Source organism: Kosakonia sp. YIM B13571 (assembly GCF_042788095.1).
In the GTDB taxonomy this organism is placed as follows: Bacteria; Pseudomonadota; Gammaproteobacteria; order Enterobacterales; family Enterobacteriaceae; genus Kosakonia; species Kosakonia quasisacchari.
In genome coordinates this window covers 646,793-662,173 of record NZ_JBHZPL010000002.1, presented here as the reverse complement: position 1 = coordinate 662,173, position 15,381 = coordinate 646,793, and the positions used below count along the sequence as shown (strand labels likewise).

At 49.0% G+C, this 15,381-nt stretch carries 12 protein-coding genes, 2 tRNA genes and 3 other RNA genes; 7 read left to right on the top strand and 10 right to left on the bottom strand.

The annotated features are described in order from the left end of the window. Positions 1-18: 18 nt before the first annotated feature. Positions 19-906, bottom strand: coding sequence for a DMT family transporter (locus ACFX4O_RS08235; protein ID WP_380208002.1), 888 nt, complete (start codon positions 904-906; stop codon positions 19-21). Between the two features lie 109 nt (positions 907-1,015). Here ACFX4O_RS08235 and ACFX4O_RS08230 point away from each other — a divergent pair, with 109 nt between their 5' ends. Continuing rightward, the gene (locus ACFX4O_RS08230) at positions 1,016-1,459 is read left to right on the top strand and encodes an Lrp/AsnC family transcriptional regulator (RefSeq protein ID WP_131409447.1); all 444 of its coding nucleotides are present in this window, start codon (positions 1,016-1,018) and stop codon (positions 1,457-1,459) included. A 159-nt stretch (positions 1,460-1,618) separates the two neighbouring features. Here the strand turns inward: ACFX4O_RS08230 and ACFX4O_RS08225 are convergent. The 7 genes from ACFX4O_RS08225 to ACFX4O_RS08195 all read right to left on the bottom strand — a co-directional run bounded on the left by ACFX4O_RS08225 (position 1,619) and on the right by ACFX4O_RS08195 (position 3,860). After that, positions 1,619-1,749: non-coding RNA, RtT sRNA (locus ACFX4O_RS08225), on the bottom strand. A gap of 44 nt (positions 1,750-1,793) precedes the next feature. Continuing rightward, positions 1,794-1,925: non-coding RNA, RtT sRNA (locus ACFX4O_RS08220), on the bottom strand. 44 nt (positions 1,926-1,969) lie between these two features. Then, positions 1,970-2,054, bottom strand: a tRNA-Tyr gene (locus tag ACFX4O_RS08215). A gap of 35 nt (positions 2,055-2,089) precedes the next feature. Beyond that, positions 2,090-2,221, bottom strand: a non-coding RNA gene (locus ACFX4O_RS08210) — RtT sRNA. A gap of 43 nt (positions 2,222-2,264) precedes the next feature. Continuing rightward, a tRNA-Tyr gene (locus ACFX4O_RS08205) sits at positions 2,265-2,349 on the bottom strand. A 161-nt stretch (positions 2,350-2,510) separates the two neighbouring features. Then, the gene (gene purU / locus ACFX4O_RS08200) at positions 2,511-3,353 is read right to left on the bottom strand and encodes a formyltetrahydrofolate deformylase (RefSeq protein WP_016495830.1); all 843 of its coding nucleotides are present in this window, start codon (positions 3,351-3,353) and stop codon (positions 2,511-2,513) included. A gap of 48 nt (positions 3,354-3,401) precedes the next feature. Next, entirely contained in the window at positions 3,402-3,860 is a 459-nt protein-coding gene (locus ACFX4O_RS08195) for a YchJ family protein (protein WP_131409358.1), read from the bottom strand. Between the two features lie 110 nt (positions 3,861-3,970). Here ACFX4O_RS08195 and rssA point away from each other — a divergent pair, with 110 nt between their 5' ends. From rssA to galU, 3 genes are all read left to right on the top strand, one after another. Then, the gene (gene rssA / locus ACFX4O_RS08190; RefSeq protein ID WP_380208001.1) at positions 3,971-4,879 is read left to right on the top strand and encodes a patatin-like phospholipase RssA; all 909 of its coding nucleotides are present in this window, start codon (positions 3,971-3,973) and stop codon (positions 4,877-4,879) included. Between the two features lie 91 nt (positions 4,880-4,970). Next, complete coding sequence (gene rssB / locus ACFX4O_RS08185; protein WP_131409364.1) at positions 4,971-5,984, top strand: two-component system response regulator RssB; 1,014 nt, start codon at positions 4,971-4,973, stop codon at positions 5,982-5,984. Positions 5,985-6,182: 198 nt separating this feature from the next. After that, positions 6,183-7,094, top strand: coding sequence for a UTP--glucose-1-phosphate uridylyltransferase GalU (galU, locus tag ACFX4O_RS08180; protein ID WP_131409366.1), 912 nt, complete (start codon positions 6,183-6,185; stop codon positions 7,092-7,094). Between the two features lie 275 nt (positions 7,095-7,369). On the opposite strand, the gene hns is transcribed toward galU, so the two are convergent. Then, complete coding sequence (gene hns / locus ACFX4O_RS08175) at positions 7,370-7,783, bottom strand: histone-like nucleoid-structuring protein H-NS (protein WP_017457162.1); 414 nt, start codon at positions 7,781-7,783, stop codon at positions 7,370-7,372. 546 nt (positions 7,784-8,329) lie between these two features. Between hns and tdk the strand changes: the two genes are divergently transcribed. Then, positions 8,330-8,944, top strand: a complete 615-nt coding sequence (gene tdk, locus ACFX4O_RS08170; protein ID WP_380208000.1) for a thymidine kinase — start codon at positions 8,330-8,332, stop codon at positions 8,942-8,944. 66 nt (positions 8,945-9,010) lie between these two features. Here the strand turns inward: tdk and adhE are convergent, their stop codons facing one another. Then, the gene (gene adhE / locus ACFX4O_RS08165; RefSeq protein WP_131409372.1) at positions 9,011-11,689 is read right to left on the bottom strand and encodes a bifunctional acetaldehyde-CoA/alcohol dehydrogenase; all 2,679 of its coding nucleotides are present in this window, start codon (positions 11,687-11,689) and stop codon (positions 9,011-9,013) included. A 486-nt stretch (positions 11,690-12,175) separates the two neighbouring features. Between adhE and ACFX4O_RS08160 the strand changes: the two genes are divergently transcribed. Beyond that, positions 12,176-12,814, top strand: coding sequence for a YchE family NAAT transporter (locus ACFX4O_RS08160; protein ID WP_370447798.1), 639 nt, complete (start codon positions 12,176-12,178; stop codon positions 12,812-12,814). A gap of 845 nt (positions 12,815-13,659) precedes the next feature. Further along, positions 13,660-15,291, top strand: coding sequence for an oligopeptide ABC transporter substrate-binding protein OppA (gene oppA / locus ACFX4O_RS08155; protein WP_131409375.1), 1,632 nt, complete (start codon positions 13,660-13,662; stop codon positions 15,289-15,291). The last annotated feature ends 90 nt before the right edge of the window (positions 15,292-15,381 follow it).

Genomic DNA, 15,381 nt, shown 5'->3' with positions numbered 1-15,381 from the left:
CGCAGTGCGGGGTTTTTTTTACTGTCGCGTTGGCACTATCGCTGACGTGTATTTGCGCTCGCCCCAGCCAAGATTGTTGCCTGCGGCAGCCAGCAGAATTAATACGCCACCTGCCATTTGCAGCGCGCTTAATGTATGCCCAAACAGCGCGTTATCCACCACAATCGCCACCAGCGGATAAATAAATGACAGCGAGCCAATCAGCGGTGTGGGGAGTTTTTGTATCGCGCTATACAACAGCTGATACATCACACCGGTATGCACAATACCCAGCGTTAGCAAAATACCCCATGGTAATGTCTCGCCGGACATTGGCAGATGAACCAGCGGCAATAACATCACCGTACCGGTTAATACCTGAATTAGGGCAATGTGCTGCGGCGGAAGTTGTTTAAGGTGACGGGTAATTAACGCAGTGACGGCATAGAAAAAAGCGGCACCCAGTGCCATGGCAATGCCGATAAGCCATTGCGTGTTCGGGTGATGCAATTCACTGAGTAGCAGAAGTACAACCCCGGAAAACGCCGCCAGCAGCCATCCCCACTTTGTAAGCGTAACGCGCTCGCCGAGCAACATGCTCATCAGCACCAACATAAAAGGCTGGGTGTTGTAGACCACCGTGGCCAGTCCCATTGAAATGCGGCTGTAAGCTGCGAACAGTAACAACCAGTTAATCACCAGCGCGATGCCGCCCGCGACCGCCAGCAGTAACACCGGGAACGCAAGTCGCGTGAATGGTTGTCTGCCAAAGCGGATAAAAAGAAATAATGCGCCGGCGCCTATCAGGCAGCGCCAGAAAACGACATCTATCACCGGCAGACCGCTAAGCAGCACAAATGCGCCGATCGACCCGGAAATCAGCATCGCCAGGCTCATCGGCCAGGTACCATTAGGGATATTTTTCATTTCTCATCTCCTGAACGTTGTTGGCATATTGTGAAAAAACGGCGGTCAGCTTTATATAGATGTTATAAGGTGCATGATGATTAATTCCTTTATAAATTAGGTGAAGATGATGGATTACCTTATTGACGATATCGATCGCGCGATTTTGACCTGCCTCGCAGAGGATGCGCGCCAGTCATTGAAGGTGTTAAGCGCGAGAGTGGGGCTGACGTCGCCCAGTACGGCCGAACGTGTCAAACGGCTGGAAGAACGCGGCGTGATTGAAGGCTATGGCGCGCGCGTAAACCTGACCGCGCTGGATTACCGCTTGCAGGCGCTGGTGCGCGTTCGCCCGATGCCGGGTATGTTGCAGAAGGTGGATAAAATGCTCCAGGCACTGCCGGAGTGTATCGAGTGTGACAAAGTAACGGGGGAAGACTGTTTTGTTATGCGGCTGGTAGTGCGATCGATTGAGCAACTGGATACGTTGCTGGATGGAATTGCCGAATATGCGCAGTGCAATACGTCGATAGTGAAGAGCTCGCCGGTTAAACGGCGTTTACCGCCTTTATAAGGCTCGGCTGCCAACCGCATGGAGTGCAGGGTTTTCCCATGGCGGCAACGTTTGCTCGCCTTGCTTGAGTCGAACCCTGGTCGAAGCTTCTCGTCTTTCCCGGATCAGGAATACATGCAGAAACTGAGAAGTGTGGGGATTGGGTTTTACTTGAAGAGATAGTGGTGGGGAAGGATTATTCGTCACTTCGTTCCTCACCCTTCGGGCCGTTGCCTCTGGCAACGTTCTCTCGCTTTCGCTCGAGTCGAACCTTAATCGAAGGTTCTCGTCCTTCCCGAATCGGTAATACATGCAGGAACTGAGAAGTGTGGGGATTGGGTTTTACTTGAAGAGATGGTGGTGGGGGAAGGATTATTCGTCACTTCGTTCCTCACCCTTCGGGCCGTTGCCTGCGGCAACGTTCTCTCGCATGCGCTCGACTCGAACCTTAATCGAAGGTTCTCGTCCTTCCCGGGTCGGTAATACATGCAGGAATTGAGGAGCTTGGGGATTGGGTTTTACTTGAAGAGATGGTGGTGGGGGAAGGATTCGAACCTTCGAAGTCGATGACGGCAGATTTACAGTCTGCTCCCTTTGGCCGCTCGGGAACCCCACCACGGGGAAAATTAAATTGTCGATGCAGTATGTAGATGGTGGTGGGGGAAGGATTATTCGTCACTTCGTTCCTCACCCTTCGGGCCGTTGCCTCTGGCAACGTTCTCTCGCCTTCGCTCGAGTCGAACCTTAATCGAAGGTTCTCACCCTTCCCGATAAGTGCATGCATCAAAAGTACTTAACGGTGTTATCACATCGCTGTGATGAATAATGGTGGTGGGGGAAGGATTCGAACCTTCGAAGTCGATGACGGCAGATTTACAGTCTGCTCCCTTTGGCCGCTCGGGAACCCCACCACGGGTAAAGCTGTTTCTTACTGGCCTGCTTCCATCTCGGGAAGCGCGGCGCATCATATCAAATGACGCGCCGCTGTAAAGCGTTGAAGCGAGAAAAATGAATCAGTTGTCTGCTTTTTGCCCGTAACGATGCAAAGCCGAACAACGCATTAAATTAATGGTTAAAGAATAATCGTGCGATTGCCGTAAACGAACACGCGTTGTGCTAACACCTGATACAGCGCGCGGCTCAACACGTTCTTCTCGACATCCCGACCCGCGCGCATCATATCCTCGGCGGTATAGGTGTGATCCACGTGAATCACGTCCTGCATAATGATGGGGCCTTCATCCAGATTGTCATTTACGTAGTGCGCAGTGGCACCGATGATCTTCACGCCGCGCTCGTAAGCCTGATGATAGGGGCGGGCGCCAATGAATGCGGGCAGGAATGAGTGGTGAATATTAATGATTTTATTCGGGAAGCGAGACACAAACTCTGGCGTTAATACGCGCATATATTTCGCCAGTACTACGTAATCTGGCTGGTGCGCTTCAATGGCCTGCGCCATCTGCTGGTCATGAGCTTCACGCGTCAGGCCTTCATGGCTAACCAGTTCAAACGGAATATCAAAACGCTCAACCAGCGAACGCAGCGTTTCATGGTTGCCAATTACGGCGGCAATATCGACATCCAGTCCGCCGTAATTTGCTTTCATCAGCAGATCGCCAAGGCAGTGCGCCTCTTTGGTGACCAGAATGACGACACGGCGGCGACCGGCTGGATTCAGCTCGCGTACAGAACCTTCCGGAAGCGCACTATCGAGATCTGCAAGCAATGTGGCGTCGTTAAAAATGCCTTCGAGCTCGGTACGCATAAAGAAACGACCGGTGCGATGATCGACAAATTCATTATTCTGCACAATGTTCAGTTCGTGCTTGTAACAAATATTGGTGATTCGCGCGATGAGGCCTTTCTGGTCAGGGCAAATGGTGCGCAAAATTTTACGTTGTGTTGAATGCATTGCCGGGTAAATCCTGTTGATGGTGTTTGCTATAAGGTGCTGGCAGGCTTATTGTCCGCAGCACTTTTTGAATTTTTTACCTGACCCGCAAGGGCAGGGATCGTTACGGCTAAATTGCGGCCGTGTGCCGTCGATATAGTACCACTGGCCGTTCTCCTTTAAGAATCGGGAACGTTCGATAATTGCGCCGTCTTTGCCGTGCTCATTAAAACGCGCCACAAAGCTGACGAAGCCTTCATTATCATTTTCGCCATAAGCATGCTCAAATACCGTCAGACCGCGCCATGTGGTATCCGCGAAGCCTGCTTCAATTTGCTGGCGGAACGCCTCAGCGCCACAAGACGGGTGCCAGGTTTTTACCAGGTACTCTGACTGATGTAACACAAAAGCCGTATAGCGCGATCGCATCAGGCGTGACGGATCTGGCGCAACCTGCGTACCAGACAGATAAGGCTGGCAACATAGGCTATACTCCAGAGCGCTACCGCAAGGGCAAGACTGTGACAAAATAGCATTCCAGGAATAAGAATAACGGCGCGTTCGCGCCAGGGTAGCGATATGTTAACTGAGCCGTAGCGCTGTGGCTACAGTAAGCCGGGGGAAGTAAAATAAGCGTTATGAGAAAGGTAAAAATTGGTCTGGCGCTCGGTTCCGGCGCGGCCAGAGGCTGGTCGCATATCGGCGTGATTAACGCATTACAGCGCGCAGGTATCGAAATTGATATTGTGGCGGGTTGTTCCATTGGCTCACTGGTCGGTGCCGCTTACGCGTGTGGACGTTTGCCGGCGCTGGAAAAATGGGTACGCTCTTTTCGTTACTGGGATGTGTTGCGGCTGATGGATCTCTCCTGGCAGCGTGGGGGTTTATTGCGCGGTGAGCGCGTGTTCAATCAGTATCGCCAGTTGCTACCATTTGCAGATTTTAGCCATTGCCAGAAACGTTTCGGCGCAGTGGCAACTAACCTTAGCACCGGGCGCGAGCTCTGGTTCACTGAAGGTGATTTGCATCATGCTGTTCGTGCTTCCTGCAGTATGCCCGGCTTAATGTCACCGGTTCCGCATAACGGTTACTGGCTGGTGGATGGCGCAGTGGTTAATCCCGTTCCAGTTTCCCTTACCCGCGCGTTAGGCGCGGATGTGGTGATTGCTGTAGATTTGCAGCATGATGCACACCTGATGCAGCAAGATCTGCTGTCGGTGAGTCTTTCTAATAATGATAAGGACAGCGACACCGCTGCCGCGCAGCGCTGGCATCAACGCCTGCGTGAACGGTTGGGGCGGATAACGCCAAAACGGCCGATCGCGCCCACGGCGATGGAAATCATGAGCACCTCGATTCAGGTTCTTGAAAATCGGCTGAAACGTAATCGTATGGCTGGCGATCCGCCAGATATTCTGTTGCAACCTCTCTGCCCGCAAATTTCGACGCTCGATTTTCATCGGGCAGACGCGGCTATTGCAGCGGGGCAACTGGCGACCGAAAAGAAAATGGATGAGTTGCTTCCTTTAGTACGGACCCTTTCGTAAGTAGAATTTTTAATAGACTTCAGCAAATTCTGACAGGCGATTATCGGCGAAGCATGCCACTATTGATCTATCGTCAGGCAGGGGAGATAAGATGACGCAGCCGTTGACCGGAAAACAGATACTGATCGTTGAAGACGAGCCCGTTTTCCGCTCTCTGCTGGATTCGTGGTTACAATCTTTAGGTGCGATAACGCTGCTGGCGGAAGATGGGGTTGTCGCGCTTGAGTTGTTGGCAGTGAATAAACCCGATCTTATGATTTGCGATCTCGCTATGCCGCGCATGAATGGCCTTGTTCTCATTGAGACTTTACGCAACCGTGGAATGCAAACGCCAGTGCTTGTGATATCGGCGACAGAAAATATGGCGGATATCGCTAAAGCATTGCGGCTTGGCGTTCAGGATGTCGTTCTTAAACCCGTTAAAGATCTTAATCGTTTAAAAGAAACACTCTTTGCTTGTCTTTATCCCAATATGTTTAATTCTCGCGTTGAGGAAGAGGAGCGCTTGTTCCAGGACTGGGACGCGCTGGTCGATAATCCTCAGGCTGCGGCGAATTTGTTGCAGGAACTTCAGCCGCCGGTGCAACAAGTTATTTCCGGCTGTCGGGTTAATTATCGCCAACTGGTTTCTGTTGAAAGCCCCGGACTGGTGCTTGATATCGCGCCTATATCTGGTCAGGATCTGGCGTTTTATTGCCTGGATGTGACGCGTGCAGAAAATAACGGTGTACTGGCAGCGTTGCTGCTGCGTGCATTATTTAATGGGTTGCTGCAAGAACAACTCTCTCATCAGCGCCAGCGTTTACCCGAGATGGGCGCGCTGCTCAAGCAAGTAAACCAATTATTGCACCAGGCTAATTTACCCGGCCAGTTTCCACTGCTTGTGGGTTATTACCACAGTGAATTGAAAAACCTGATCCTCGTATCCGCTGGTCTTAACGCAACGTTAAATACCGGTGATCATCAAATTCAAATCAGCAATGGGGTACCTCTCGGTACGCTTGGCAATACCTATTTAAATCAGCTGAGCCAGCGTTGCGACTCCTGGCAATGTCAGGTTTGGGGCGCTGGCGGGCGTCTGCGTTTAATGTTGAGCGCGGAATGAGCGATCAAATCATTCTTTGCAGATAGATTTACCCACCGCATAAAAACGGGTGGTACTATCGCCGCAGTTTATGCGTATTAGTCCTAATTAGAGGTAAGCGCGTCCTTTTCAGACCTGGTCGATGGGTTGGTACTGATATACTCAGACGCGAGTTAATTCATGAACATGTTCAAGCATGGACAGTCCAGGAGATTTTCAATGGCTGCAATAAATTCGAAAGTGACTAAAGCAGTAATCCCGGTTGCGGGATTGGGAACCAGGATGTTACCAGCGACTAAGGCAATTCCTAAAGAAATGTTACCGCTGGTTGATAAGCCATTAATTCAGTATGTCGTAAATGAGTGTATCGCTGCCGGCATTACTGAGATCGTTCTGGTAACACATTCATCTAAAAACTCTATCGAAAACCACTTCGATACTAGCTTCGAACTCGAAGCAATGTTGGAAAAACGCGTAAAACGCCAATTGCTGGAAGAAGTTCAGTCTATTTGCCCGCCGCACGTGACCATTATGCAGGTTCGTCAGGGGCTGGCGAAAGGCCTGGGGCACGCTGTACTGTGCGCGCATCCGGTGGTAGGTAATGAACCCGTAGCGGTTATTCTGCCCGACGTTATTTTGGATGAATTCGAATCCGATCTCTCCCAGGATAACCTGGCTGAGATGATTAAACGTTTTGATGAAACCGGTGCCAGCCAGATCATGGTTGAGCCTGTGGATGATGTTACCGCTTACGGCGTGGTGGATTGCAAAGGCGCAACGCTGAATCCGGGTGATAGCGTTCCAATGGTCGGCGTGGTTGAAAAACCAAAAGCTAACGTCGCGCCATCAAATCTTGCCGTTGTGGGTCGCTATGTTCTGAGCGCAGAAATTTGGCCGCTGCTGGCGAAAACACCTCCGGGAGCGGGTGATGAGATCCAGCTTACCGATGCTATTGATATGCTAATCGAAAAAGAAACCGTAGAAGCCTATCATATGAAAGGCAAAAGTCATGACTGCGGTAATAAACTGGGCTATATGCGCGCATTCGTAGAGTACGGTATTCGCCACAATTCGCTGGGCGAGGAATTTAAAGCTTGGCTCGAAGAAACCGTTGGAGTAGGGAAAGCATAATAGGCTTTCTTTAGTCTGAATAAGGCCGGAGATAATAGTGCATCGCACAGCTTATCTCCGGCCTTTTTTATTTGTGAATGTTCCGAATGAAAAGGTTACGTCAAAGCAGCGCAGAAGATATCACACAAAACAATAAATCACCTGACCAGGATTTGAGCAATAAGCATTTGAGAAACGTATATTCCAAATGCCATACGCTATATTTGTGAAGAGAATGTGTGCTTTGTCAAAAAAAATCCCGCCAGTTGGCGGGATCTTTTTGAAATCTGGCTTGATTACTCTTCGATCAGAAAATCGTCGAGTTGTTTACCTTGTTCGTCCATTGCTTTTTTGATCACTGCTGGAGTTCGACCCTGACCCGTCCAGGTTTTGGTCTCACCATTTTCATCAACATAGCTATATTTAGCCGGGCGTGCTGCACGTTTTGCTTTAGTCCCCGTCTTAGCGGTGACCATGCTGTTCAGCAATTCGTTCGGATCAATACCGTCAGCGATCAGCATTTCACGATATTGCTGTAATTTACGCGTACGTTCTTCAACTTCGGCTGCGGCAGCGCTTTCTTCCTCGCGGCGCTCATTAACCACAACTTCTAATTTCTCCAGCATCTCTTCGAGCGTTTCCAGAGTGCATTCTCTTGCTTGCGCACGAAGAGTACGGATGTTGTTCAGAATTTTAAGTGCTTCGCTCATTGTAGTAATCTCAAACTTATATTGGGGTGGTTTGTCGGGCTAATAATAGAGCGTTAATTTCGTCAGTGCAATAGCTGTGAATGTAAGGAATTCAAAATGGCGCTTTATTAAGTCGATTTATAAATATCGCTAACTTAAATTTTTCTTGAAGAAACGCGCAAAAAACCACTTATACCGATGTACTGGCAGCGCTGCTGACGGCGTGTTTATGCATGAACTTCTGATTAATCCGATCCGCGTTTATAGCCATTATGGATAAATATCGACCTTGAGTATTCCAGCGTTGAATGTGCTCTTGCTTAAATTATTAATAATTTCCGTATGCTAAGGTGAGAATGTTCCGATTAAAAAACATTTGTAAGATCATGAATTTCTTATTGCTGTTTCTTTGGCAGTAACAACCCAGATGATTAACTCTTGGAATATCTATGAGTCTGCAATTGAGGGTTGATTTACTTCAATCGCGGAGCGACGACAGGGTGACCCGATAAAATATGGTACACTCCACGCCGGGAATATCACACTTTGATTGGGGTTTTGCACGCAATGGCACAGCTTTATTTCTACTATTCAGCAATGAATGCGGGGAAATCAACGGCGTTACTACAGTCCTCTTACAATTATCAGGAAAGAGGAATGCGTACGGTGGTTTACACCGCCGAAATTGACGATCGCTTCGGATCAGGCAAGGTTAGCTCTCGTATCGGCTTATCTTCACCGGCACGTTTGTTTAATCACAACTCGTCGCTGTTTGACGAAATCAACGCTGAGCATCAGCAACAGGCTGTGCATTGTGTGCTGGTTGATGAGTGCCAGTTTTTAACCCGTGAACAGGTTTATGCGCTATCCGAAGTTGTCGATCAGTTGGATATTCCGGTGCTTTGTTACGGTTTGCGCACGGATTTTCGCGGTGAGTTATTTGTGGGTAGCCAATATTTGCTGGCCTGGTCAGATAAACTGGTTGAACTTAAAACTGTCTGTTTCTGTGGGCGTAAAGCCAGTATGGTGCTGCGTCTTGATCAAGAGGGACGCCCTTATAACGAAGGCGAGCAGGTGGTAATTGGCGGTAATGAACGCTATGTATCCGTGTGCCGCAAACACTACAAAGAAGCCCAACAAGAAGGGTCTTTAACAGCAATTCAGCAACGTGTCAGAGGTTAGCTTTTCGTTTCCTCATCTTTAGCAATAAAAAACCCGCCGAAGCGGGTTTTTTATTAGCGTTAACAATTAAGCGGGTTTCTTCGCTTTTTTGTCTGCTTTAACGGGTGCGGCTTCAGCTTTAACCACCGCCACTTCACCTTCTTTGTACTCACGACCGTAGAAAGTATCCAGCAGGATCTGTTTCAGTTCGGAAATCAGCGGGTAGCGCGGGTTCGCACCGGTACACTGGTCATCAAACGCATCTTCAGACAGCTTATCCACGTTTGCCAGGAAGTCAGCTTCCTGTACGCCAGCTTCACGGATAGATTTCGGAATACCCAGTTCAGCTTTGATGCTTTCCAGCCATGCCAGCAGTTTTTCGATTTTCGCTGCAGTACGGTCACCGGCAGAAGTCAGACCTAAATGATCGGCGATTTCTGCATAACGACGGCGTGCTTGCGGGCGATCATACTGGCTGAACGCGGTCTGTTTAGTCGGGTTATCGTTCGCGTTATAGCGGATAACGTTACAGATAAGCAGGGCGTTAGCCAAACCGTGCGGAATGTGGAACTGCGAACCCAGTTTATGCGCCATGGAGTGGCACACACCGAGGAAGGCGTTGGCAAAGGCGATACCGGCGATGGTAGCAGCACTGTGAACGCGTTCACGAGCAACCGGGTTTTTTGAACCTTCGTTGTAAGAAGCTGGCAGGTTTTCTTTCAGCAATTTCAGCGCTTGCAGCGCCTGGCCGTCAGAGAATTCGGATGCCAGTACGGAAACGTAAGCTTCAAGTGCGTGAGTTACCGCATCCAGACCACCGAAGGCGCACAGGGATTTCGGCATATCCATCACCAGGTTGGCATCGACAATCGCCATATCCGGTGTCAGAGCATAGTCTGCCAGTGGATATTTCTGACCGGTGGCATCGTCGGTTACTACCGCAAACGGCGTAACTTCAGAACCGGTACCAGAAGTGGTGGTGATCGCGATCATTTTCGCTTTCACGCCCATTTTCGGGAACTTATAGATACGTTTACGGATATCCATAAAGCGCAGCGCCAGCTCTTCGAAATGGGTTTCCGGATGTTCGTACATCACCCACATAATTTTCGCGGCATCCATCGGGGAACCACCACCCAGGGCGATAATCACGTCTGGTTTAAAGGAGTTCGCCAGCTCAGCGCCTTTACGCACGATAGTCAGTGTTGGGTCTGCTTCAACTTCAAAAAACACTTCGGTTTCAACACCGGCCGCTTTCAGCACAGAAGTAATCTGGTCTGCATAACCGTTATTGAACAGGAAACGGTCAGTCACGATAAGCGCGCGTTTGTGACCATCAGTAATCACTTCATCCAGCGCGATTGGCAGAGAGCCACGGCGGAAGTAGATAGATTTCGGAAGTTTGTGCCACAACATGTTTTCAGCTCGCTTAGCAACGGTTTTCTTGTTGATCAGGTGCTTCGGACCAACGTTTTCAGAGATGGAGTTACCACCCCAGGAACCACAACCCAGAGTCAGGGAAGGCGCGAGTTTAAAGTTATACAGGTCACCGATACCACCCTGAGAAGCCGGGGTGTTAATCAGGATACGCGCGGTTTTCATCATCTGACCGAAGTGAGCAACGCGTTCAGGTTGGTTATCCTGGTCGGTGTACAGGCAAGAGGTGTGACCGATACCGCCCATGGCGACAAGTTTCTCTGCTTTTTCGACCGCGTCTTCGAAATCTTTCGCGCGGTACATTGCGAGCGTCGGTGACAGTTTTTCATGTGCGAACGGCTCGCTCTCATCGACAACTTTCACTTCACCAATCAGGATCTTAGTGGTTGTTGGAACAGTGAAGCCAGCCAGTTCAGCGATTTTGTACGCCGGTTGACCAACAATAGCCGCGTTGAGCGCGCCATTTTTCAGGATAATGTCCTGAACCGCTTTCAACTCTTTACCCTGAAGCAGGTAACCACCGTGGCTGGCGAAACGCTCACGAACCGCTTCATAGACGGAATCAACAACGACAACGGACTGTTCAGAAGCACAAATAACGCCGTTATCGAAAGTCTTAGACATTAATACGGACGCCACTGCACGTTTGATATCGGCAGTTTCATCAATCACAACCGGGGTGTTACCCGCACCTACACCGATAGCCGGTTTACCGGAGCTGTATGCTGCTTTTACCATGCCCGGCCCGCCAGTGGCGAGGATCAGGTTAATATCCGGGTGATGCATCAGTGCGTTGGACAGCTCTACAGACGGTTGGTCAATCCAGCCGATCAGATCTTTCGGAGCACCAGCGGCAATGGCTGCTTGCAGCACGATATCTGCTGCTTTGTTGGTGGCATCTTTAGCGCGCGGGTGCGGGGAGAAAATGATTGCGTTACGGGTCTTCAGGCTAATCAGCGATTTAAAGATAGCGGTAGAGGTTGGGTTAGTGGTCGGGACAATACCGCAGATAATGCCGATTGGTTCTGCGATGGTAATCGTGCCGAAGGTGTCATCTTCTGACAGCACGCCGCAGGTTTTTTCATCTTTATACGCGTTATAAATATATTCGGAAGCGAAGTGGTTTTTAATCACTTTGTCTTCAACGATACCCATGCCAGATTCGGCAACCGCCAGTTTTGCCAGCGGGATGCGAGCATCTGCGGCAGCCAGAGCGGCAGCACGGAAGATTTTATCTACTTGCTCTTGAGTAAAGTTGGCATATTCACGCTGGGCTTTCTTCACGCGTTCAACGAGTGCGTTAAGTTCAGCGACATTAGTAACAGCCATAATGCTCTCCTGATAATGTTTAAACTCTTTTAGTAAACCAGTTGCCTAATTGGAAAGTATAGACAGACCGGCTGCAGGTTGCGTAAGTTTCATAAAAACAAAGAGTTAACGCTAAACCATCCACCACTGATTTACTGAAAGAGTCTCGAGGATACAACGCACTTACTGACACTTTTGAGCTCTTTTTGTGCCATCAAGATTACCCACTTCTGAGTAACCATTGCGTGATCTACATCAAATTTCAGCGAAGCTGACACCTTTCAGCAGCCCATTTTTGGGCATTTGTAGCAAATGTTAATGGCATATGGCCAGGCGCGCTGTAAGATTATCACAATTCCCACAGGTTAATAACATGCTGTATTGCAGCGAATTTCCACGGAAATCATGATGAACTGCGCGGCGAAAACGCGTATCTTCTGCATGAATTTTCCTGTCGTGCTGATAGGTTATTTCTCTGACAACGTTACGAAACCTACTGTGGAGCACATCGTGTTCGATCTTCCCCTCTATTTTAAATTCTTCATTGGCCTGTTTGCGTTGGTCAACCCGGTCGGCATTATTCCGGTCTTTATCAGCATGACCAGCTACCAGATGACCGCCGCGCGGAATAAAACGAATCTCACCGCCAATCTTTCCGTGGCCATTATTCTTTGGACGTCGCTTTTTCTTGGCGATGCCATATTGCAGCTGTTTGGCATTTCGATCGACTCGTTCCGTATTGCCGGGGGCATTCTGGTGGTAACTATCGCCATGTCGATGATCAGCGGGAAACTGGGTGAAGATAAGCAGAATAAACAAGAAAAATCAGAGACGGCCATCCGCGAAAGTATCGGCGTGGTACCGTTAGCTCTGCCTCTGATGGCGGGGCCGGGGGCGATCAGTTCCACCATTGTTTGGGGAACACGCTATCACACTGTTGAGCATCTGATTGGTTTCACCGTTGCAATCGCACTGTTTGCGCTCAGTTCCTGGGGGCTATTTCGTATCGCGCCCTGGCTGGTGCGTTTGCTTGGGCAAACCGGTATCAACGTCATTACACGTATTATGGGGTTGTTACTTATGGCACTGGGTATTGAGTTTATCGTCGCGGGGGCAAGATCGCTATTTCCTGGTTTGCTGAACTGATTCACTTCTTCCTTTAATAAGGAAATAAAAGGTTGTCGTTATACCTTCTTCTATATAGCGATAACTGTTTACATTGCAAAAATGGCTGTAAAAGAACGCGCAAAATCAGTAAAACATATGACGAATCTGCAAAATGCGGGGAAGTATAATAAATTACACTAATCAGAAAATCTGTTTTCTATCAGCGGATTATAAGTATAACGAATCTCTGCTGTGCGCAATTCGCCCAATCGCACCTGTTATTTCTGTCACATAATACTATTGGGCTTGCCGTGACATAATTGAAATGATATTAGTACTTTCCATCTTCTCGTAGATGAATGTGCTAAAAAGTAGTCAATTGTTGCTTTTTTGTGCAAAAAAGAACAGCACCATTCTAAAAACATCACACGGTGGTGATGTTCGTTTATCTCATTGATACTAATAGATAAAAAAGTAACAGGGAGGCTGAAAAGCTATCGCCTGTTGATTGATGCTGTGTCGCAAAAGAGAAATGGTTAACAAATTTGCAAAATGTATTGGCGGCAGGAGAAGGCATTTGTTATTTTCCGCCCATTATGTTTCTCGACCTTATAATTTGCAGAATAAACGGCTCAGATGAGAATCGTTTGCATATAAAACGGTTCACATAGTGAATACAACGCGCCTCGACAGGGGAGACGCGTAACAGAATCGACGCAAGATTGCCGTTTGAGCAGTCCGTAATAAAAAAAGTCGGTGATAGCAGCAGTAACAAAAAGATGTCTGATAGCGCCAAAAAGCTCCTGCGCTATACAGGCCCCCAACAGGGGATGAAACACGCTGGCGTAAACGTCAGTAATTATAATGAGTGGAGTAACAACACAATGTCCATCATCACAAAGAAAAGTCTGGTAGCTGCGGGAATTTTGACTGCACTGATTACCGGTAACGCGGCAATGGCTGCCGATGTACCGGCAGGCGTTCAACTGGCGGAAAAGCAAACGCTGGTTCGTAACAATGGTTCTGAAGTGCAATCTCTCGACCCGCATAAAATCGAAGGGGTTCCTGAATCCAACATCAACCGCGACCTGTTTGAAGGGCTGTTGATTTCCGACGTTCAGGGTCACCCAACAGCGGGTGTTGCTGAGTCGTGGGATAATAAAGATTTTAAAGTCTGGACTTTCCATCTGCGTAAAAACGCGAAATGGTCCGACGGTACGCCTGTAACGGCGCATGATTTTGTTTATAGCTGGCAGCGTCTGGCAGATCCGAAAACCGCTTCTCCGTATGCGAGCTATCTGCAGTACGGCCACATCGCCAATATCGACGATGTTATCGCTGGCAAAAAGCCGACCAGCGATCTTGGCGTAAAAGCGATTGATGATTACACCTTTGAAGTTACCCTGAGCGAGCCGGTTCCTTATTTCTATAAACTGCTGGTTCACCCATCTGTTTCCGCTGTGCCTAAAGCCACCATTGAAAAATTCGGCGAAAAATGGACACAGCCAGCTAACATCGTGACCAACGGTGCTTATAAACTGAAAGATTGGGTGGTCAACGAACGTATCGTTCTTGAGCGCAACACCAATTACTGGGATAACGCGAAAACCGTTATTAACCAGGTAACTTATCTGCCAATTTCTTCTGAAGTGACAGACGTTAACCGCTACCGCAGCGGCGAAATCGACATGACTTATAACAACATGCCGATCGAACTGTTCCAGAAGCTGAAAAAAGAGATTCCTAAAGAAGTACACGTTGACCCGTACCTGTGTACTTACTACTACGAAATCAACAACCAGAAAGCTCCGTTCACTGACGTTCGCGTTCGTACCGCGCTGAAACTGGCGCTGGATCGCGACATCATCGTCAACAAAGTGAAAAACCAAGGTGACCTGCCGGCATACAGCTATACACCGCCGTACACCGATGGTGCAAAACTGACTCCGCCGGCCTGGTTCAAAATGACCCAGGAACAGCGCAACGCTGAAGCGAAAAAACTGCTGGCCGAAGCTGGTTACACCGCAGATAAGCCGCTGTCGTTCAGCCTGCTGTATAACACCTCCGATCTGCATAAAAAACTGGCGATCGCTGTGGCTTCCATCTGGAAGAAAAACCTTGGCGTAGACGTTAAGCTGGAAAACCAGGAGTGGAAAACCTTCCTGGACACGCGTCATCAGGGCACCTTTGATGTTGCGCGTGCGGGCTGGTGTGCGGATTACAACGAGCCGACATCCTTCCTGAACACCATGCTCTCCGACAGTTCCAACAACACCGCGCACTATAAGAGCCCGGCGTTTGACAAGCTGATCGGCGACACGCTGAAAGTCACTGACGAAGCACAGCGCACTGAGCTTTATTCTAAAGCTGAAGAGCAACTGGATAAAGACTCGGCGATCGTTCCGGTTTACTACTACGTGAACGCCCGTCTGGTGAAAACCTGGGTCGGTGGCTACACTGGTAAAGACCCGATGGATAATATCTACGTTAAAAACTTGTATATTATCAAGCATTAATGGCAATGAGTGGGGCAGGGCGACCTGCCCCACAGTGTCTTATTTTATCGCACCAGAACACACATCGGTCGCAGGCTTAATCGCCTGAAA

Bases quoted from the DNA above. Each gene is read 5' to 3' on its own strand.
- ACFX4O_RS08235 (WP_380208002.1), bottom strand. From the start codon at position 906: ATGAAAAATATCCCTAATGGTACCTGGCCGATGAGCCTGGCGATGCTG.
- ACFX4O_RS08230 (WP_131409447.1), top strand. From the start codon at position 1,016: ATGGATTACCTTATTGACGATATCGATCGCGCGATTTTGACCTGCCTC.
- purU (WP_016495830.1), bottom strand. From the start codon at position 3,353: ATGCATTCAACACAACGTAAAATTTTGCGCACCATTTGCCCTGACCAG.
- rssA (WP_380208001.1), top strand. From the start codon at position 3,971: ATGAGAAAGGTAAAAATTGGTCTGGCGCTCGGTTCCGGCGCGGCCAGA.
- rssB (WP_131409364.1), top strand. From the start codon at position 4,971: ATGACGCAGCCGTTGACCGGAAAACAGATACTGATCGTTGAAGACGAG.
- galU (WP_131409366.1), top strand. From the start codon at position 6,183: ATGGCTGCAATAAATTCGAAAGTGACTAAAGCAGTAATCCCGGTTGCG.
- hns (WP_017457162.1), bottom strand. From the start codon at position 7,783: ATGAGCGAAGCACTTAAAATTCTGAACAACATCCGTACTCTTCGTGCG.
- tdk (WP_380208000.1), top strand. From the start codon at position 8,330: ATGGCACAGCTTTATTTCTACTATTCAGCAATGAATGCGGGGAAATCA.
- adhE (WP_131409372.1), bottom strand. From the start codon at position 11,689: ATGGCTGTTACTAATGTCGCTGAACTTAACGCACTCGTTGAACGCGTG.
- oppA (WP_131409375.1), top strand. From the start codon at position 13,660: ATGTCCATCATCACAAAGAAAAGTCTGGTAGCTGCGGGAATTTTGACT.